The 15,831-nt window shown below is 51.0% G+C and carries 14 protein-coding genes; 6 read left to right on the forward strand and 8 right to left on the reverse strand.

What is annotated here, in order from left to right; all coding sequences use genetic code 11:
• The first annotated feature begins 90 nt into the window (after positions 1-90).
• Complete coding sequence (locus P2W70_RS25580; RefSeq protein WP_276484394.1) at positions 91-678, forward strand: cupin domain-containing protein; 588 nt, start codon at positions 91-93, stop codon at positions 676-678.
• A 72-nt stretch (positions 679-750) separates the two neighbouring features.
• Here P2W70_RS25580 and P2W70_RS25585 read toward each other — a convergent pair whose 3' ends face one another.
• From P2W70_RS25585 to P2W70_RS25595, 3 genes are all read right to left on the reverse strand, one after another.
• Positions 751-2,679, reverse strand: a complete 1,929-nt coding sequence (locus P2W70_RS25585; protein WP_276484395.1) for a putative porin — start codon at positions 2,677-2,679, stop codon at positions 751-753.
• 175 nt (positions 2,680-2,854) lie between these two features.
• Complete coding sequence (locus P2W70_RS25590) at positions 2,855-3,676, reverse strand: purine-nucleoside phosphorylase (RefSeq protein ID WP_276484396.1); 822 nt, start codon at positions 3,674-3,676, stop codon at positions 2,855-2,857.
• A 39-nt stretch (positions 3,677-3,715) separates the two neighbouring features.
• Positions 3,716-4,519, reverse strand: coding sequence for a hypothetical protein (locus P2W70_RS25595; protein ID WP_276484397.1), 804 nt, complete (start codon positions 4,517-4,519; stop codon positions 3,716-3,718).
• Positions 4,520-4,659: 140 nt separating this feature from the next.
• Here P2W70_RS25595 and sucC point away from each other — a divergent pair, with 140 nt between their 5' ends.
• A complete protein-coding gene (sucC, locus tag P2W70_RS25600) occupies positions 4,660-5,871 on the forward strand; it encodes an ADP-forming succinate--CoA ligase subunit beta (protein ID WP_276484398.1) in 1,212 nt (403 codons plus the stop codon).
• Positions 5,872-5,928: 57 nt separating this feature from the next.
• Here sucC and P2W70_RS25605 read toward each other — a convergent pair whose 3' ends face one another.
• Positions 5,929-6,414, reverse strand: a complete 486-nt coding sequence (locus P2W70_RS25605) for a hypothetical protein (protein WP_276484399.1) — start codon at positions 6,412-6,414, stop codon at positions 5,929-5,931.
• Between the two features lie 179 nt (positions 6,415-6,593).
• Between P2W70_RS25605 and P2W70_RS25610 the strand changes: the two genes are divergently transcribed.
• A complete protein-coding gene (locus P2W70_RS25610) occupies positions 6,594-6,719 on the forward strand; it encodes a hypothetical protein (RefSeq protein WP_276484400.1) in 126 nt (41 codons plus the stop codon).
• Between the two features lie 40 nt (positions 6,720-6,759).
• Positions 6,760-7,245, forward strand: coding sequence for a GNAT family N-acetyltransferase (locus tag P2W70_RS25615; protein ID WP_276484401.1), 486 nt, complete (start codon positions 6,760-6,762; stop codon positions 7,243-7,245).
• 84 nt (positions 7,246-7,329) lie between these two features.
• On the opposite strand, the gene P2W70_RS25620 is transcribed toward P2W70_RS25615, so the two are convergent.
• From P2W70_RS25620 to P2W70_RS25635, 4 genes are all read right to left on the reverse strand, one after another.
• The gene (locus P2W70_RS25620; RefSeq protein ID WP_276484402.1) at positions 7,330-7,947 is read right to left on the reverse strand and encodes a SprT-like domain-containing protein; all 618 of its coding nucleotides are present in this window, start codon (positions 7,945-7,947) and stop codon (positions 7,330-7,332) included.
• Positions 7,940-8,344, reverse strand: coding sequence for a hypothetical protein (locus P2W70_RS25625; protein WP_276484403.1), 405 nt, complete (start codon positions 8,342-8,344; stop codon positions 7,940-7,942). The genes P2W70_RS25620 and P2W70_RS25625 overlap by 8 nt, the downstream gene beginning before the upstream one ends.
• Before the next feature lie 185 nt (positions 8,345-8,529).
• Positions 8,530-8,976 (reverse strand): bactofilin family protein, encoded by a 447-nt coding sequence (locus P2W70_RS25630; protein ID WP_276484404.1) that lies wholly within the window; start codon positions 8,974-8,976, stop codon positions 8,530-8,532.
• A gap of 124 nt (positions 8,977-9,100) precedes the next feature.
• Positions 9,101-9,496 carry a hypothetical protein gene (locus P2W70_RS25635; RefSeq protein WP_276484405.1) on the reverse strand — a complete coding sequence of 132 codons (396 nt, stop codon included), beginning with the start codon at positions 9,494-9,496 and terminating at the stop codon, positions 9,101-9,103.
• 142 nt (positions 9,497-9,638) lie between these two features.
• Between P2W70_RS25635 and porW the strand changes: the two genes are divergently transcribed.
• Together porW and P2W70_RS25645 are read left to right on the forward strand one after the other, a co-directional pair.
• Positions 9,639-12,923: a type IX secretion system periplasmic lipoprotein PorW/SprE gene (gene porW, locus P2W70_RS25640; RefSeq protein ID WP_276484406.1), complete on the forward strand. Its 3,285-nt coding sequence runs from the start codon at positions 9,639-9,641 to the stop codon at positions 12,921-12,923.
• Positions 12,924-13,076: 153 nt separating this feature from the next.
• The gene (locus P2W70_RS25645; protein ID WP_276484407.1) at positions 13,077-15,485 is read left to right on the forward strand and encodes a transglycosylase domain-containing protein; all 2,409 of its coding nucleotides are present in this window, start codon (positions 13,077-13,079) and stop codon (positions 15,483-15,485) included.
• The last annotated feature ends 346 nt before the right edge of the window (positions 15,486-15,831 follow it).

Below are 15,831 nucleotides of genomic sequence, written 5' to 3' on the forward strand. Positions count from 1 at the left end.
TACGATCCATGTCGTCAATACGGCAGGTTGTACCTGTATGGCTTTTTCCCGCTTTGCGCAACCGGTACATTCGTCTCCAATTTATATGCCATGGAAAAACGAGTATTTGAAAACCCGGATATCAAAGACAGGGTACATTTTCTGCAAACGAGTGCCGAAACGAATGGTGCCTATACGCTGGTTGAGGTAGAACTGGAACCTGGTGGTGGCAATTCGCTTCATTATCACACCCATTTTGATGAAGAATTCACCGCGATCGATGGCGTGCTGAGTATTGGTCTCAAAAAAAGACAACTGCAGCTGAAGCCCGGCGAAAAAGCGATTGCCCGCATCAACCAGCTGCACCGCTTTTACAATGCCAGTCCCCACCCGATCCGCTTTCACGTCAGGCTCACGCCCGGGTCTACCGAATTTGAAAAGAGCATTGCCATTGCTTATGGTCTGGCCAGTGACGGCCTCACGAGTAAAAGTGGTATCCCCAAAAAGCTGGATCACCTCGCGGTCATCCTTGATTTGTCCAACACCCGCCTCACTGGTTTCTTTGCCTGGATACTGCCCTGGTTGCTGCGCCGTGCGAAACGTGCGCGCAGGAAAGGCATTTTGCAAGAGCTGGAAAACAGGTACTGGCAGCAACCTGTTGCCCCGCACCCCATCGTTATGCAGGCAGTGAATACTTAATGCACGAACAGGAATGATTATGCGTGCCGCCCATCCTGACTTACCGGCCTCTTCAACGTTCAATGGCTGAATTTAGTTTACGAAACTCCAGAATATACCTACCCTGATCTGTAATCCAGGGTAAGGGTAATCGATGGTAGGAATGTTGTTTTTGGTAAATCCACCGGCAGCAGCATCAAACGTATGGAGGTTTTCTGCCCGTACATAGGCGTTGAAACTCTTGATGCGGAAGTGCATGTAGATACTGGCTTCGGGAAATCGTAGTTTGACGGTTGCCGTATCCTGGTAAAAATACTGGCCGGTCAATGGTGAATAGTTGGGTGCTTTGTATGGCGTGAAATACCTCGATTCCAATCCGAAGGCAATGTTGAGGTTCTTGAAGCCGAGGTGGCCATCGTACCCGATCATATTGCGCATGGTGACGAGGGGAACATTCACCGGACCGTCTCCTGCCCGTTGTTGCAGGATTACCCAGGTGCGCCAGTTCCAGCCGCGCTTGCCGAGCAGGAATTGCTTTTCGCCGGTTATGCGCAGCAGGTTGAACAGCGAAGACGATTGGGCGGGCTGAAAGAAGGAAGAGAAATACGACAGGTTGGTCACCAGGTAATAGCTACCTGAGAACCTCAACCGGTGTTGTGGTTGATCGAGTGTCGCAAACAGGTGGGTAATGTTCTCTTTATTGAAGGTCCGCTTATCGGCGCTGTCGAGGTAAAAGCTGCTGGACTGATTGAATAGGTAGGAAGGCGTACGACTGGTATTCTGTGCCCCTACGCGCAGGTATCCGATGGATTTACCGAGGAAACGCTCAAGACTTCCCATGGCGTCGTAGTCGCCGGCATTGTAACCGTTGACATAGAAACGGCCGCTGGCCAGGATATCCCATTTCTTATTGCGGGTACGGTTACGGTACTCACCATGCAGGAATAGGTTTTGTTCCTTAGGCGTATTTCTGCCCGAGTCGAGGTTGCCGGTCAGCATTTGCAAGGAGGCACCGACTTTCACGAACTGCTGCGAGTTCTTGGCATCGGGAAACTGGTAGATCGAGAAGTCGTTGACCAGTTCTTTCCAATAGTCCTGGATGAAGAAGGTATCGCCCGGTGAAATATGGATACCATAGTTGCCACTGTAATAGGTGGTATCATTGACGCCCTGGTCCTTGAAACGGTATTTATAGGTACTGTAGCTGATGGTATGCTCCAACCGCAGGCGTGGGTAGAACAGCGGGATCACCGTACTGTCGGTCACGATAGAGTCCTTTTGCCCCAGGTCATATTGCTGGCGAAACAGGTATGTAGCGTTCGTAAAGAATGTACCGGTCGGTATGGAGGTACTGAAAAAGTTGCGGCTGTTGACCGATTCGCGGCCCAGTTTGGTGGGTATATTGGAGCGCTCTTCATACCCCGTTCCATTGAGGTAGTCCTGGTCCCGCTTGATACCTCCATTTTCTCCGGACTGGAGCTTGTTGCCCACGAGCAGGAAGAAATTCTGGTAACGCTTGTTCTTCGATTGGTACCAGGAGGTAACCCGGTAATTGTTGTGGTTGACGTTGAGATTCTGAAACAGCCCGGGTGAGGTGATCAGCCGGTATTGAACGCCTATGTTCCAGGTGGGACTAATATTTTGCGTGTGTACCAGGTTGATCATTTGTTCGGCGCGACTGCCCAGCAAATAGTTCAATTCCGTATACGGGCGGGTAGTATTGTAGAACCGTGTTTCGGCCACCGTGAAATTGTAGTTGTCGTACGCGTGGAAGCCATGGTCCCATCCCGATTGCATCAGGGGGGTAAACAGCAGGCTGCGGGAAGCGTTGCCGAAATTGCCCAGGTGTACACCCGTCCAGGGTAAGGGTACTTTGCGGGTAAAGTCATAAATGGTGGAATCGAATCCACGCATGCGGGTAGAATCGAGGAACCTGAAATGGATCGTCAGCGAATCTTCCAGACCGGTACGGTGAATCACGCTGTCGGCTTTGCCGCCGCCGCCGGACATGCCGGCGCCCATACCCCTGATGCGGTTAAATGCGCCACCCTGCGCGTGCGCAGTATTGATAATGCCTGTCGATAAAAGGGCTATTCCAAAAAGTATATAATAAATCCGCAACACTGGTGCCTTAAAATTTGGGGATCAAATTACTGATTAATACCGGCCTATAGGTTTCGAAAACGTTAAACCCTGTTTACAACGCCGCCAACAATTCCTTAAATATCGCCGACAGTTTCGGCTCTGCAGCAGCGGCAGCTTCCAGCACTTCTTCGTGTGTGATCACATTCTCTTCTTCCCGGATGCCGAGGTCGGTGATGATGCTGATCGCTGTAACCGGCAGGCTCATGTGCGCAGCGACGATCACTTCCTGTACGGTGCTCATCCCTACTGCATCGCCTCCCAGCGCATGGATCATCTTGTATTCGGCGCGGGTTTCGAAAGTGGGGCCGGTAACGCCATAGTACACACCCTGGCGCAGGGTGATACCAAGCTTTGCCGCGATGTCCTTTACTTTCAGCTGCAAGGACTTGCTGTAAGGCTCACTCATATCGGGAAAACGCGGACCAAGTTCACTTTGGTTCTTTCCCAATAAGGGATTGACGATCGAAAAGCTGATGTGATCGGTGATCAACATCAGGTCACCTACTTTGAAATGGGGGTTGACGCCACCGGCTGCGTTGGACAACAGGAGGTTTTGTATGCCCAGCATTTTCATCACGCGGATGGGATAGGTCACCTGCTCTGCGCTGTATCCTTCATAAAAGTGGAAACGACCTGCCATGGCCACGATGCGACGGCCGCCCAGCTCACCAAAGATCAACCTCCCCGAATGTCCTTCTACGGTCGATACCGGAAAATGCGGTATGTCGCCGTAAGGGATCTCTTTCTCTACTTTGATCTCGCTGGCAAAATTGCCCAATCCACTGCCCAATACAATACCTGCTTCTGGTGTATGTGGATATTGCTGTTGAATGAATGCCGTCGTTTCCCGCAAATGTTGGATAATATCAGCCATAATGGGCGCGAAGATAGTCCGAATTCTATGATTCCCGGGCTATTCATACCTATAAAAGTCACAAAAGGCTTCGTCGCACAGAAGCCCCTGCAGGAGGGGATTGGCCAGCACATCGCGGTAATCCATCCAGTGCCCGTCGACGCGGATCTTGCGGTATACCAGGCGGATGCCGTGGCTATAATCGACATACCAGTCTACATGGCCTGTATAGAGGGGTTGAATGGCCTTGCCGGTGAGCTGGTGCCATCCGTAGATGGCTACGCGGTGCGGCCTGGGATCGCGTGCTACTTTGCCCGAGATCACGACGTCTTTTTTGATGCCGCCGATGAGGCCTTTGCGCCCCTGCCGTTGTCCTTCGATGATGAGGTGGTGGTGCCAGAAACTGAGGGCACTGTCGCGGTAGGCCAATAACGGAACGGGTTCCAGTTGCACATCACAATGCCGGTAGATATCGTCCACCATTTTACGGGTCGGCAGAAAGCAGTGCAGGGAGTCGGCGATGCGTTGGGCAGCCATCGGCGTGAGGGGGATGCGGGCAAAATTATCGTTGCTACCGATGGCGAGGTAGTCGGGTGTGACATAATACACGGCGGTATGAGCCTGGCCGGTCGTATCACGCCAGTCGGTATGTATGGGAACCAATTTGCGCAGGAAGGCGGGCAGGTTGCCGGATAGCAGTTCCTGTACTGCCAGGGTTTCCCTTTCTTCCCGGCTGACGGGTATTACCTGTTGATAGAAAGTGCTACCGGTGATGGCGTGTGCGGACCTGGCCGGCAGGGCGAGGGGCTGTGCAGGGCGACACGCGGCTATTAAAAGGCAGGTACTAATTATTAATTTGTTCATATGTATGGAAAGCAGGTTCTAATGCCACTCTAATATCGGAATATCAGCGCAATAGAAAGAATTGAACCGTCTGGAATTAAGGGCAGCTGTGATTTTTATATTCCCCTATTCTGACCTAATTTCGCCAAAATTTTTTCTGCATGAATCTCCACGAATACCAGGCAAAAGAGCTACTGAAGAAGTACAATGTTCCCGTCCAGGAAGGTTTCCCGGTCGATAGAGCGGATGCGGCTGAAGAAGCCTATAGAAACCTCAAGGTACAGTTTGGCAATAATTTCGCTGTGGTGAAAGCCCAGATCCATGCCGGTGGGCGTGGTAAAGGTAAGATCCAGGGAACCGAGCAACGCGGTGTAGCTGTTGGTAAGAGTGCAGAAGATATCAAGCAGATCGCTACCAATATCCTGGGCGGTACGCTGGTGACCATCCAGACGGGCCCTGCCGGTAAACTCGTGAACAAAGTATTGGTTGCACAAGACGTTTATTATCCTGGCCCCAATGAAGTAAAAGAATTCTACCTGTCGATCCTCCTCGATCGTGGCCGTGGCCAGAATGTGGTTATGTACAGCACCGAAGGTGGTATGGACATCGAAGAAGTAGCTCACAATACCCCAGATAAAATCTTCAAAGAGTGGGTTCACCCCGGTGGTGGCCTGCAAGGTTTCCAGGCGCGTAAGATCGCTTTCAACCTCGGTCTGAAAGGCGAAGCGTTCAAGAACTGTGTAAAGTTCGTTACCAATTTATACAATGCCTACGTAGGGCTGGATTGTGCCATGCTGGAGATCAACCCGCTGTTCAAGACTTCCGACGAGAAGATCATTGCCGTGGATTGTAAGATGAACCTGGACGACAACGCCCTGATGCGTCATCCCGACCTGGCTGCTATGCGTGACGTGAGTGAAGAAGATCCTACCGAAGTAGAAGCTGGTAAATTCAACCTCAACTTCGTGAAGCTGGATGGCAACGTAGGTTGTATGGTAAATGGTGCTGGTTTGGCCATGGCTACCATGGATATGATCAAGCTGAGCGGTGGTGAGCCTGCCAACTTCCTGGACGTAGGTGGTACTGCCAACGCTACAACGGTAGAAGCTGGTTTCCGCATCATCCTGAAAGACCCCAAGGTAAAAGCGATCCTCATCAACATCTTTGGTGGTATCGTTCGTTGCGACCGGGTTGCTCAAGGTGTGATCGATGCGTACAAATCCATCGGCAACATCGAAGTGCCCATCATCGTGCGTCTGCAAGGAACCAACGCCGCAGAAGCCAAGAAGCTGATCGAAGAAAGCGGTTTGAAAGTGCAGTCTGCGATCCTGCTCAGCGAAGCAGCAGCACTGGTGAACAAAGCAGTTGCTTAATTTATCCGGTAAATAATATGGAAGGGTCGTCGGGCAACCGGCGACCTTTTTTTGCCCCTACAGGTCTCCTCCCATATGCCGTTTGAGCAAGCTGATGACGGAGCCCATATAAGAATGGGTACGTGCCAATAGCTGTTCATAGACGGAGGCTTTGACGGCTGCCGGTCTTTGTTCGAGCGGGAATACAAACTGGCTGTCCTTTTTATCCGCTTCCAGGTGGCGGATGGAATACCGGTAGCCAGTATTGGTGAGCGCCATTTCGAGGGTCAGGTACACGGGCACATTGAATCCCTTGAGCCCCTGCACCAGGCGTACGACGATATGACCGCGGGCGGTATGCACGCCTTCAACAAAAGCGATTGAATCCCAATGCACGATAAATGGCGTCAGAAAAAATGCTTTGGAGCGTTGTGCGAGCAGCGTATCGGGTACGTTGAGGGAGATCTGTTGGGCGTATTCATACTGATCAGCTCCGTTGCGCGGTAGCTGTGCATTGGTGCCAATGCCGGTCAACAAACAACAGATGATCATCAGGTAACGCATGCTCGTACAAGGTAGAAAAACAATTGATCTTTTTCAGAAATATATTCCAGCCGTAACGCAGGCTGTATAAGTGGTTTTGCCAGCTTATCGTGGTGCTGGCGAGGGGCTTTAAACCGCTTTAACAGCTTTTTGGGCAATTATTGCAACATGGACAAAATAGCTGGCACAAAATTTTCGTTATGGCTTTCTATAACACTTTAACCACATCAATAACCAACAACATGAAGAGCCCTGTTAAGATCTTTTTTGGGGTGCTGGTGATCAGCTACGTGCTGCTCTACGGCATTATGGCCCTGATCAGCTAAATCAACGTGGGGTTAAGCGGTGAGGATGTATCTTCGCCGTATGCCTTCCCTGCAGATCAGAACCATCGAGCAACCTGATAATGCGGCACTTGCCGTGATCATTCGCCAAACCCTCACGGAATTTGGCGCCAACCATCCCGGCACTGTTTTCTACGACAGTACGACTGATGCCCTGTACGAATTATTCCAAACACCCGGCAGTATTTATTTTGTAGCCACGCAGGATGACCAACTGCTTGGTGGCGCGGGCATTTTCCCTTCGGACGGTTTACCCGCAGGCACCTGTGAACTCGTGAAGATGTACCTGTTGCCGCAGGCACGGGGACTTGGGTTGGGTAAACTCCTGATCGATCGGGCACTGGAATGGGCCCGGCAGGCTGGTTACCAGCAGGTATATCTTGAAACCATGCCCGAACTGAGGAAGGCGGTGAGAGTGTATGAAAAGTTTGGCTTTCAATATCTCGACGGACCACTCGGTAATACCGGCCATTTCGGCTGCGATATCTGGATGCTGCGAAGCCTTTGAAAGGCAAGAAGGCAACAAGGCGCCGAGGCATCAAGGGGAAATGCAATGAGGAAGAGCGGCAACTGGTAACTCCACAGTCTTTCGCTACGCACTCAACTTTACCTCGTAGATGGGGCTGAACAGGTACATTTTACCGGTCTTGACTTCCTGGCACTGGTAGCGTTTGCGCAACTTCTTTCCTTTTTTGAAGATCCTCCCCTCCCCGATGTCGAACAGATGGCCTTCGGGCACATCTTCCACGAGGATCATTCCATTTTGTTTATCGTATCGCTTCAACACCCGCATGAGGTTTTCATCGGCACAACTGCTGGCCGGGAGGTCGTGCAGGGAGCGGCCAATGGCCTGTTGTATATCGGCGGGAAAGATGCCTTCTTTGAGGAACTCGGCGAGCAGCAGGGCATACAGGCCTTTCCACTCTTTGCCATGCGACTGCACCCGGTTGCCGTGTTGCAGAAAGGTGACCAGGTGCGCCAGTTCGTGTACCAGTGTTATGAGGAAGGCGTATGGGTTGAGGGTGCCGTTGACGCTGATGCGGTGGGTTTTGTCGTGGGTAGCGTGGCGATAGTCGCCCAACACGGATTTTCGTTCCTGGGTAATGGTCAGGTGTACTTTGTATTGGTTGAGGTAGTCCAGTACCTTATGTACCGCCGCTTCGGGAATGAAGCGACGCAGGTAATCCAGTGGGGCTTCCTGTTTAGGCATTTTTGTTCTGCTTGCTGAGTTTCATGACTATGGCGGCCTCCGTGAGGGTATACACGAAGTACAGGAACATAAAGCCCAATACGCCACCTGAATTGACCTTTTTGCCGGAGGCCATGATATAGACCAGGGCTGCTACACCGCATACGCCCATCTTGATCAGCATGCTGCCCTTGATCATGCGCAGAAAGGCATGAATATTCTTGTTGCGCAGGGCGCGGGTATGCTGGTAAAACGAAAAGGCGGTGAGCACGATGAGCAGGATATTGCCGATGATGAGTACATCGGTGTTGACGCCCCATTGGGTGAGCAGTGAACGTCCTGCCAGGAAGAAAATGCTGGTTAAAATGAAGATAACGGTAATCGGTAAAAAGGCCTTTGCTGCTGTCTTAGTGTCCATGTGCTGTGATAAATAGATTGTCGGGGGCCGACCGGGAGCCCGGCAGCGCGACTGCCGGGGCAGCCTCTTATGCCGCCCACACGGCTGCAAAGGTAGCCGAGCGTATTGGAACCGGAAAATAATATCCCATTCCCTCCATTTTATTGAAAATGAGCGGTAAAAAGATCCGTTGTCGATATAAGGGATCAGGCGTTGGCCAGTATGGCTTTCTCGGTACGTTTGTCGGCCTGTCCGTTGGAGGCGGGCTTCACGTCGATATCGCCACCACTCATGTGACACTGTCCGTTGAAGTTGGCACTTGGTTCGATCTGCAGTTTGCCGGCGTGGAGGTTGCCATTGACATTGCTGCCACCTTTCAGTTGAAGCAACTCCTTTACCTTGATCGTTCCGGTCACTTTGCCCATGATATCGGCTTGCTGACCGTTGATATCACCGTTGACGACACCGTTGGAGCCGATGACTACCTTGGCTGTACAGTTGATATTGCCTTGCAATACGCCGTCGATCCGGATATCTCCGCTACTGCTGATATCTCCTTTGAGGGTGGTGCCGGAAGCGATGATGCTGGCGCCGCTGGGCGTGGGTGTTTCCGTGTAAGTCTCGGACTTGGACTTTTGGTTGAACATTGACATAGAGCTGGTTTTAAATGAGTTTGGATATATCGGTAAATCGACACGAACTGTATTACCTGTAACGGATAAGGTAGTAGCTGCATTGCCACCAAAGACCAGGAATTATGCACATGCCCGAAAAAAGTTATTCATCGATCGTTTCAGGCTTGGGTATATCCAGCGCCGTGGTATCGAGCTTTACGGCTACATTACCCTGTAACACACTTTTGACACTTTCCAGGTATTGACCACGTTGGTGCATGACGTTTTCCAATGAATCGGTCCTGATCTTCAACTCTCTGAGTTCACGGGTAGCATTGACATCACCATAACCCGGAATGTACATCCTGAGGGGGGTGAACACGATCAGTGCGACGGTAAGGCCAGTCAACAACACAAAAATGGTGCTAAGAACCACGTAAACGCTGAGGCGTGAAAGTTTAAACGTAACTACTTCTTCGTACGTATCGTCATTCATCACTACCAGGCGGTAGCGATTTTGTAATCTTTTTAACGTGGAATTGGCATCGAATTTGGCCATACAGAGGATTTCAAGCCTTTAAAGGTAGCAAGATAGGCTGAAAACCACTCACCTGTGGAAACAAAAAAATAAACGCTACATTCGACAATATTTTGATTGAAATTCAGTTATGAAGGGTTTAGTTTGCGGTTCAATGACGGTCTTGAAACAGTTCATCTTATTACTCTTCGTTTCCTTCGTTTGGTTGCCGGAATCATCCGCTCAGCAGCCCTTGCTTTCCTTTGACCTCAAGGGCAAACCCAAGAAATACGAAGACAAGAAATTACGCTCTGAAAAAACGGGCGATAAGAAATGGAAATTCCCCCGCACCTTCACCCAGAATGGTGTTACGAAGTTCAACTGGCACTTCAATGCCAATGCCCGTCTCGAAGAGATCGTTGCCCGCGCCAAGGCTGGCCACAAAGACGATTACACGCAGTTACTCACCTTTTACAACTATACTTTACGGCAGACCGCCCAGGATCGTGAACTCGATTCTGTCATTTATAAGGCCAATACCGGTATTCTTATCCATGACCTGCGCACTACGTGGACCGATAACCTGTACATGCTGATGGGCCAGGCCTACTACTACAAAAACATCCTGGATACCGCCTACCTCACGTTTCAGTATATCAATTACATCTATTCACCCCGCGAAAAAGACGGCTACGATATTCCCATCGGCAGTAATGCTACCGAAGGAGGCAATGCCTTCTCTATTTCAACGAAAGAAAAGACGGATGTGCTGCACAAGGTATGGAGCAGCCCCCCCAGCCGCAATGAATCTTTCATCTGGCAGATCAGGACCTTTTTGGCCAATGATGAAATGCCCGAAGCAGCTGGCCTGATCGAGACGCTCAAATACGATCCCAATTTTCCGCAACGGTTGAAGACCGATCTGTACGAAATGCAATCCTTGTATTTCTACAAGCAGCAGGCGTACGACAGTGCCGCCATCTACCTGGAGAGAGCTTTGCCGAATGCCGAAAACAGCAGTGAAAAAGCCCGCTGGGAATACCTGATCGCTCAATTGTACGAACGCGCTCGCAACCATACGGAAGCCAAAGAGTTTTACGAGCGCGCCATCGTACACACGTTCAATCCCGTGCTGGAAGTATATGCCCGTCTCAACAGCATTCGTCAGAACAAGGGTGATGAAAAAGCCATCCAGGCTAATATCGACGCACTGGTGAAGATGGCCCGCCGCGACAAATACATCAATTACCGCGATATCATTTATTTCGCAGCGGCGCAGATGGAGCTCGAGCGCAACAATATTGCCGGCGCCAAAGAACTGCTGCTGAAAGCGACCCGCTCCGTTAACCAGTCCGGCGACATGAGCAACAAGTCGAAGGCCTTTATCATGTTGGGTAACCTGACCTACGACGAGAAGCGGTTTGCCGATTCAAAAAACTATTACGACAGCGTTACCGTGCTCGACACCGCCATGCTTAGCCAGCAACTGTTCGATTCCCGTAAATCGGGACTGGCCAGGGTGGTGAAGGAAATGCAGATCATGGACAGACAGGATAGCCTGCAACGCATTGCCGCCATGCCTGAAGCAGAACGCACAGCTTTCGTGAAAAAACTGGCGAAGCAATTGCGTAAACAACAAGGGTTGAAGGACGTGAAAGAGGATGAACTGACGGGGGGCTCGGCTACCGACAACAGCGATCTTACCCGCAACCTCAATGCTCCCCCACCTGACCTGTTTGGCACCAGCGATTCAAAAGGGGATTGGTATTTCAACAATGCCGGTCTCAAATCAAAAGGTTTTACCGACTACCGCAATAAATGGGGCAACCGACCCAATGTCGACAATTGGCGCCGGATATCGGCTGTTCGTCAGAACGGTATTCAAACAGCCGGTACCGATCCATTGGCCAACAATGTACCCGGTGTAGAGGGTGGTGCGGCCGGAGCAGCTGGCACCAACCCCAGCGATATCAGCTTTGATGGGCTGATGAAGAACCTGCCCCTGACCGATAAACAATTGTCTTATTCCAACGACTCCATCGAGAACGCGCAGCTGAAGTTGGGGATCGCCTATATCGAAGGGCTGGAAGAATATGCTGCGGCCATTACGGCGCTGGAAGGATTCCTCGACCGCTTTGGTTACAGCAACCAACGTCCGGAAGCCCTGTACCATCTTTACTATTGCTATATGAAGATGGGACTGACGGCGAGTGCCGAAAGAGTAAAAAGTGAATTGCAGGCCAAATACGCCGATACCGAGTTTACCAAAAAGATCACCAACCCCAAGGGCAGTGCTGCAGAAAATGCGGAGAAAACGGCCATGACCAAACAGTATGAGCATGTATACAACCTGTTCATCGAGGGTAGTTTTGCCGAAGCACTTGTACAGAAGCGCATTGCTGACAGCCTGTATGGCAAAAACTACTGGACACCGCAATTGCTGTATATTCAATCTGTTTATTTCATCAAAGAACGCCTGGATGATTCGGCCAAGGTAGCGCTGACCAATATTACTTCGACCTACCCCGGCACACCGATGGCGGAAAAAGCTGCCCGACTGATCGATGTATTGAGCCGCCGGGCACAGATCGAAGATTATTTGACCAAACTGCAGATAGAACGTCCGAAGGAAGACAGCGCCACGGTCATCGACGACCAGTTGGCGGTAGTGAAACCACCCGTGGTGCCTCCTGTAGAAGAAGAGCAAGCGCGGATCATTGAAACCGATACCAAATCTTCGGCTGTCAAGAAAGGCGTCGACGATAAAGCCGGTAAACCCGGTATTGCTACCGACAAGCTGAAACGCGATGCCCTGGTGGTGAATACAACGCCTGTACCACAACAGCCGGTTACCAAAGACAGTGTAACGACTGTTGCTCCGCCTGTGACCGCTCCGGTGGTCCCGAAAAAGGACAGCGTTACGATTACACCTCCTGTTACGCCGCCGATCGTGGCCCGGAGGGATACACCCGTGGTTGCGCAGCCTGTGATCGCGAAGAAAGATAGTGTCGTGGCACCTCCGCCTGTTGTGGCCACGAAGGAGCCTGTACGTGCGCGGGAGATCACCGTGATACCCGGCAAACCGTCGTTCCTGTATGACCCCAACGCTACCCATATGGTGGCGGTGATCATGAACAAAGTAGATCCTGTATACATCACGGAGGCGCGCAATGCCTTCAACCGCTATAACCGGGAGAGATTCGCCGGTCAAACCTTCCAGATCGGCAATGTGGCTGTATCTGACGAGGTGCGCCTGATGACGATCAACAGTTTTGCCAATGCCGATGCCGCGATCGAGTATATGGAAAAGGCGAAGAAATCGGCGCCTGCCGACCTGATTCCCTGGTTGCCGGTGGCGAAATACAGCTTTGTGATCATTACCGATGCCAACCTGGGTACCATTGTGAGTACCAGGGATCTGGACACGTACAAACTATTCCTGCAGCAGATGTGGCCCGGAAAATTCTGATGGGGGCCCCGTTTTTAACAGTTCGTGCAAGCAACCGGCCATCTGATTGGCAACGACTTATAAATTAAGGAATTGCTGACCCATTGGCAGGTAACGCTTTAAGTACGATTTTTGCTGTAGTTCAGCACCCTTACTAATAAGACAATAACTCATATGACCCGTCCTGTAAAGATCTTTTGGCGCATTTTTATATATGGCTTTCTCACCGTCGTATTGTTTCTCCTCCTCATCAACTGGGGCGTATTCGGCAAGATGCCTTCTATCGGCGAACTGGAGAACCCGGATATCACCCTCGCTTCGGAGGTTTTTGGGGACGATGGTACCCCGATGGGCAAATACTACCGGGAACGCGGCAACCGCAGCTACGTTAAATACAGCGATATTTCCAAGCACGTCATCGACGCCCTGGTATCGACCGAAGACAAGCGTTTTTATGACCACTCGGGTATCGACGGTATCCGGTTGTCGAAAGCGATCATGACCCTGGGCCGCGACGGTGGTGCGAGTACCATTACCCAGCAGCTGGCCCTGAACATGTTTGACGAACGTGCCACGAACATTTTCAAGCGGGTGATCCAGAAGCTGAAGGAGAATATCATTGCCATCAAACTGGAGCGCAATTTTACCAAGCAGGAGATCATTGCCCTCTACCTCAATACCGTTTCTTTCAGTGACAACGTATACGGCATCCGCAATGCCTCACGCACCTTCTTTTCCAAAGAACCCGATCGCCTGACCATCCAGGAGGCAGCCGTATTGATAGGTATGCAAAAAGCAACCGGCACTTATAATCCCAGAACGAACATTAAAGCCTCTTTCGATCGACGGAATACGGTGATCTCGCTCATGGCGAAAAATGGCGTTATTTCGGAAGCAGAGTCAGCCAAGCTGCAAAAGGATCCCATCCGCCTTAACTATAAGAAGATGGATGAGAACAATGGTATCGCGCCTTATTTCCTCGATGTGATCCGCGAAGAACTGAAGAAATGGGCGAAGGAAAACAAGAAGCCCAATGGCGATGAGTACGATATTTATGCCGATGGTCTGCATATCTATACCACCATCAATCCACGGATGCAGCTATATGCGGAAGAAGCGGTGGCCAAACATTTACCCGTATTGCAACGTGCCCTCTCTGCACAGCGCGGTATCAAAAACGATGCGGTGTGGAAAGGTCATGAAAACGTGCTGGAAGCACAGATGAAGGCTAGCCAGCGCTGGAAGAACCTGAAAGAGGAAGGCCTCAGCGATGCAGAGATCAAGAAGACCTTCTACGAGAAAACGCCGATGAAAGTATTTGCCTGGAATCCCCAGCGCAGCAAGGATACGGTGATGACACCGATGGACTCCATCAAGTACAACCGGGAGATGGTGCAGTCGTCCTTTATGGTGATGGACCCACTGAGTGGCCAGGTGAAGGCCTGGGTGGGTGGTATCGACTTCAAGAACTACAAGTATGACCACGTGAACCTCCGTACCAAGCGGCAAGTTGGTTCATCGATCAAACCTTTCCTCTATGCCCTCGCGGTAGAAGAGTATGGTTTTACACCCGAAACGCAGTGTGAAAACACGCAGCAATATTTTCCTGGTCAGGGTTATGTACCTGCCAAAGACAGGGGCCGTACCGGCACACGTACCATGGCGAGTGGCCTGGCCTGGTCGGTAAATGAGGTAGCTGCCTATATCATCAAACAAACTACGCCGAAGCGATTTGCCGACTTCCTGAAGCAGATCAATATTCCTACCAAGGTAGATCCCTATCCGTCGATCAGTCTCGGTAGCTGCGACCTGTCGATGTTTGAAATGATGTGGGGCTATACCATGTTCCCTTCCGGCGGTTTCAGCACCAAACCTATCTACATTACCCGCATTGAAGACAAGAACGGTAATGTGCTGGCCCAGTTCAATGCCGAGCGCAAGGAAGTGATCAGTCAAACGACAGCCTATACCATGGCGCGGATGATGCAAGGTCCCGTGGAGTATGGTACTGCGGCGGGGCTGCGTGCCCGCATCGGTGTAGCGGAGCTCGGTGGTAAGACGGGTACAACCAACGACAACTCGGATGCGTGGTTCTTTGGTTTCACGCCGCAGCTAATGGCCGGTGCATGGATCGGTTGTGACGACCGCTTTATCCGTCTCGATGGTGGATTGGGTGAAGGTGGCCGTGCGGCCAGGCCCATCTGGGAATACTTCTTCCAGAAAGTGCTGGCCGATAAAACGCTGGGCCTTGACAAAGCTGCCCGGTTTGTACAACCGGAGAATATGCGCAACGATGCGTTGTATGATAACGGCTATATTGGCGGCGGTGCTCCCGATCCGGGCGCTGAAGGGTCTGATGTAGGCAATGGCGATGTGGATGGCTACCTGAGTAAGCCCGACACGCAGAATATTCCGATTGAAAGCAAGCAGGCGATGGAAGAGCAGAAGGTATTGGAAGAAGCTGTGAAGCCCAAGAACCAGGTGCCCGCCAAAAAGGATGAGCCCAAGGAAGATGTGCAGCCAGAAGCTAAAAAAAAAGGGATTCTCCGTCGCATCTTCGGCGGTAAGAAGAAAGACAATTAATGTATGATCATAAATCAAAATGGGCTGACCAATTGAATTGGTCAGCCCATTTTTTATGTCTTCGCCCGAGTATCCGGGCGGTGTATTATCGGCTGATGCCTGCCCCTACTTTAGCCTTCGGCTGCGGTATGGCTTTCCCTGGCGATAAACCTCTATAACAGCTCTATAAGGACTCTAAAAGAGCTCTATATGTTTGGAGGCTCCAGGGAGCTTTACATTAGTGTTTGGCGCTATTCCGCTTTAGCAGAAATACCATCAAACCTATGGAGACGATCATGTATAGAATAAAAGATGGCCACATAAAACAGTTATAATGAGGTTAGTTAAAAGGTATGAGGCTGCTTAA

Origin of the sequence: Paraflavitalea pollutisoli (assembly GCF_029360705.1) — a bacterium.
GTDB lineage: Bacteria > Bacteroidota > Bacteroidia > Chitinophagales > Chitinophagaceae > Paraflavitalea > Paraflavitalea pollutisoli.